The organism is Rhodopseudomonas sp. BR0C11 (assembly GCF_010820945.1).
Lineage (GTDB): Bacteria > Pseudomonadota > Alphaproteobacteria > Rhizobiales > Xanthobacteraceae > Rhodopseudomonas > Rhodopseudomonas palustris_H.
Map to the genome: position 1 here is coordinate 1 of NZ_QTKI01000486.1, position 3,267 is coordinate 3,267.

The following is a 3,267-nucleotide window of genomic DNA, read 5'->3' on the forward strand; positions in this document are numbered from 1 at the left end:
ATCGGGGAAGCTCGCGCCGCCGTCGCCGAAGCAGCCGGGCGGCTTGGCCGGAAAGACGCTGGGGGCGGGGGCGAGGCCGAAGCTGCCGAGCTTCTTGCCACGGTGGCTGGCGCCGAAGCCCTGCGCCGCATCGTCGAGCACGAACAGCCCTTCGTCCGCCGCAACGGCGCCGACCGCGGTGTGATCAGCAGCCTGGCCGAACAGATCGACCGGAATGATCGCGCGCGGCTTCAAGCCGAGCTTCTTGGCGGTGCCGATGCCGCGCTTCAGCGAGGCGATGTCGATGTTGAACGTGACCTCGTCGACATCGACAAACAGCGGCGTCGCGCCGGTCAGCGCAACCGCTTCACCGGTCGCGCAGAAGGTGAAGGAGGGGCACAGCACTGCGTCGCCAGGACCGATGCCCTTGGCCATCAGCACCATCAACAGCGCATCGGTGCCGCTGGAGCAGGTCACGACATGGCGCGCACCGGCGAAGGCGGCGAGCTTCGCCTCCAGCTCGATCACTTCCGGACCGTTGAGGAACTGGCAGTGGTTCAGCACCTTGCCGACCGCCTTGTCGATGCCGGCCCCTAACCTGCGGCGCTGAGCGCCGACATCGATGAAGGGCACCGGGTCGTTGCGGAGATGCTGATTCATGGGTCCTGCCGGGTTCGGATGACGGGAAAGCGCTGAGAAGGGTCGCGAAGTCGGTCTAGCCGGCGGCGCGGCGGGGCGCAGTCGCGCTCGCTGCGGGCCGGGCCGGCTGATCGAGGCACTTGATCGCGATTTCGAGGCTGGCGACGCCCTCTTCGCCGGTGACCGGCGGCGGCAGCTTGGCGCGAACCGCATTGATGAAGCCGATCAGTTCGGCGCGCAGCGGCTCGTCGTGGCCGACCGGCAGATGACGCATCGAATAGCTGCCGTCCGCCTTGAAGCCGAAGCACTCGGTGACCTGACGGGTGAGCAGATCGCCCATCACGTATTTGCCGCGTGTCGCGACGGTGACGGTGCGGGCCTTGAACGGCGTCAGCCAGTTGGTGTTGATGTGCGCGAGCACGCCCGAGGCGGTGCGGAATTGCAGCAGCGCAATGTCCTCGCGCTCGGCGATGGCGCTGGAGAGCTGCGGCTGCACCTCGGTGATTTCCGAGTCGGTGAACCACCGGATCAGGTCGATGTCGTGGACCGCGAGGTCGATGACGACGCCGACATTGGACATCCGTGGCGGGAACGGGCCGACCCGGGTGATGCCGATCGACAGGATGTCCTCGTCGCGAATCGCCTGCTTGATCGCCGCAACCGCGGGATTGAAGCGCTCGACATGGCCGACCATCAGCGTGACGCCGGCCTTCTCGGCGGCGGCGACGATCTCGCGGCCTTCGGCCACCGTCGAGGCGATCGGCTTCTCGACCAACACGTGAATACCGCGATCGATGCAGGTCAGCGCCACTTCATGGTGCAGGTGGGTGGGGGCCGCGATGGTCACCGCGTCAACCCCGGCGAGGAGCAATTCGTCGAGCGTTGCGAAGGTCTTACAGCCAATCAGCTCGATCGCGCGGTCGCGATGCTCGGGCATCGGATCGACGATCCCAACCAGCGTCACTCCCGGCAGTCCCGCCAGCACCCGGCCGTGGTTGGTTCCCATCACCCCGGCGCCGATGACGCCGATCCGGAGTGAGGGGGTCTTGGCCGTTTCAGTGCTGGAAGTCATGGCATCGCGCCTTGGAAATTGAAGGTGCGGCTTCCTAGCACGCGGCCACAGATGTGGCGAACGTTCGGGAAACCTACCCAAACACGTTTTGATTCAATTGATTACACGAAACATCAAAGCTGCGAATTAGACGCAGAAAACTACACCCGGTGGTAGTCGCGAAACCAGGTCACGAAAGCGCGGACCCCATCCTCAATCCGGGTCGAAGGCCGGAAGCCGACGTCCCGGACCAGGGCTTCGACATCCGCAAACGTCGCCGGCACGTCGCCCGGCTGCATCGGCAGCATCTCCTTGACGGCAGGCCGGCCGAGCGCATCCTCGAGCAGCGCCACCACGTGCATCAGCTCTTCGGGGCTGTGATTGCCGACGTTGTAGACCCGGGCGGGCGCGCCGCCGTTCTGGCCGGGCTGAGCGGTCGGCACCAGCTCCATCAACCGTGTCACAACGCGCGTAACGTCATCGATGAACGTAAAGTCGCGCCGCATCTGGCCGTGGTTGAACAGCTTGATCGGACGGCCTTCGGTGATGGCCTTGGCGAACAGGTACAGGGCCATATCAGGCCGGTACCATGGTCCGTAGATCGTGAAGAACCGCAGGCCGGTGGTCGGCAGCCGGTACAGATGGCTGTAGCAATGCGCCATCAATTCATTGGCCTTTTTCGTCGCTGCATACAGGCTGATCGGGTGGTCGGTCGGATCATCCACCGAGAACGGCAGCTTGGTGTTGGCGCCGTAGACCGACGACGAGGAGGCATAGATCAGGTGGCCGCAGCCATTGTGGCGGCAGCCTTCCAGCACGTTAAGGAAGCCCTCCAGATTGGAGTCCGCATAATCGTGTGGATGGCTGAGCGAATGTCGGACCCCGGCCTGGGCGGCGAGGTGGATCACCACCGGAAAACGGTGGTTTGCAAACAAGTCCGCGATCGTCCTCCGGTCGGACAGATCGGCATGAACGAAGCTGAAACACGGATAAGGCGTCAGCAGATCGAGCCGCGCCTGCTTCAGCGCCGGGTCATAATAGGTGTTGAGGCTGTCCAGGCCGACGACCGCATGCCCCGCCTGCAACAGCTCCCGGGCGATGTGATAGCCGATGAAGCCTGCTGCGCCCGTGACCAGGACCGCTGTCTCTGCCATCTCGTTTCCGCCCCTCGCGATCCGATGCGCGCCTGTTTAGCCAGCCGGCTACCGAAGCGGCAAGGGGAACCGGGGCGCTATTGCCAGATCGGACGCAAGTCCCTACCAAGGCGGCAACTTTCGTGATGGCCGGGCGCCGCTCGCTCTTGACGACCTGTTAACTTCCGACCCCAGCGATCTCTCATGCGCCGGTTTCTGCTTTCAGCAGCCAAGATCCTGGTTTCAGCGGCGCTCTTGTATCTGGCGCTCCGAAAGACCGATTTTGCCGCCCTCGCCGCACGGATCGATGCGACCAGCTTGGGCTGGCTGGCGGCTGCCGTCGCTGCAACGATCTTCCAGCTGTTCGTCAACGCGGTGCGCTGGCGCGCGATCGGTGCGTGCTGCGAAGCGCCGCTGACCACGGGTCGATCGATGCGCTACGCGATGATCGGCTCGTTCTTCAAC

General features: G+C 64.6%; 4 protein-coding genes. 1 reads left to right on the forward strand and 3 read right to left on the reverse strand.

Going from position 1 to position 3,267, the window contains the following annotated elements; all coding sequences use genetic code 11:
• From DYI24_RS23865 to DYI24_RS23875, 3 genes are all read right to left on the reverse strand, one after another.
• On the reverse strand, positions 1 to 639 hold a 639-nt coding region (locus DYI24_RS23865), incomplete at its 3' end, for a DegT/DnrJ/EryC1/StrS family aminotransferase (protein WP_164574088.1).
• A 55-nt stretch (positions 640 to 694) separates the two neighbouring features.
• Positions 695 to 1,690, reverse strand: a complete 996-nt coding sequence (locus DYI24_RS23870; protein ID WP_164574089.1) for a Gfo/Idh/MocA family protein — start codon at positions 1,688 to 1,690, stop codon at positions 695 to 697.
• Between the two features lie 140 nt (positions 1,691 to 1,830).
• Positions 1,831 to 2,823, reverse strand: a complete 993-nt coding sequence (locus tag DYI24_RS23875; RefSeq protein ID WP_164574090.1) for an NAD-dependent epimerase — start codon at positions 2,821 to 2,823, stop codon at positions 1,831 to 1,833.
• A gap of 183 nt (positions 2,824 to 3,006) precedes the next feature.
• Here DYI24_RS23875 and DYI24_RS23880 point away from each other — a divergent pair.
• On the forward strand, positions 3,007 to 3,267 hold a 261-nt coding region (locus DYI24_RS23880; RefSeq protein WP_205523662.1), incomplete at its 3' end, for a lysylphosphatidylglycerol synthase domain-containing protein.

What these genes read in the sequence shown, in the direction of transcription:
- DYI24_RS23870 (WP_164574089.1), bottom strand. Translation starts at nt 1,690, where the DNA reads ATGACTTCCAGCACTGAAACGGCCAAGACCCCCTCACTCCGGATCGGC.
- DYI24_RS23875 (WP_164574090.1), bottom strand. Translation starts at nt 2,823, where the DNA reads ATGGCAGAGACAGCGGTCCTGGTCACGGGCGCAGCAGGCTTCATCGGC.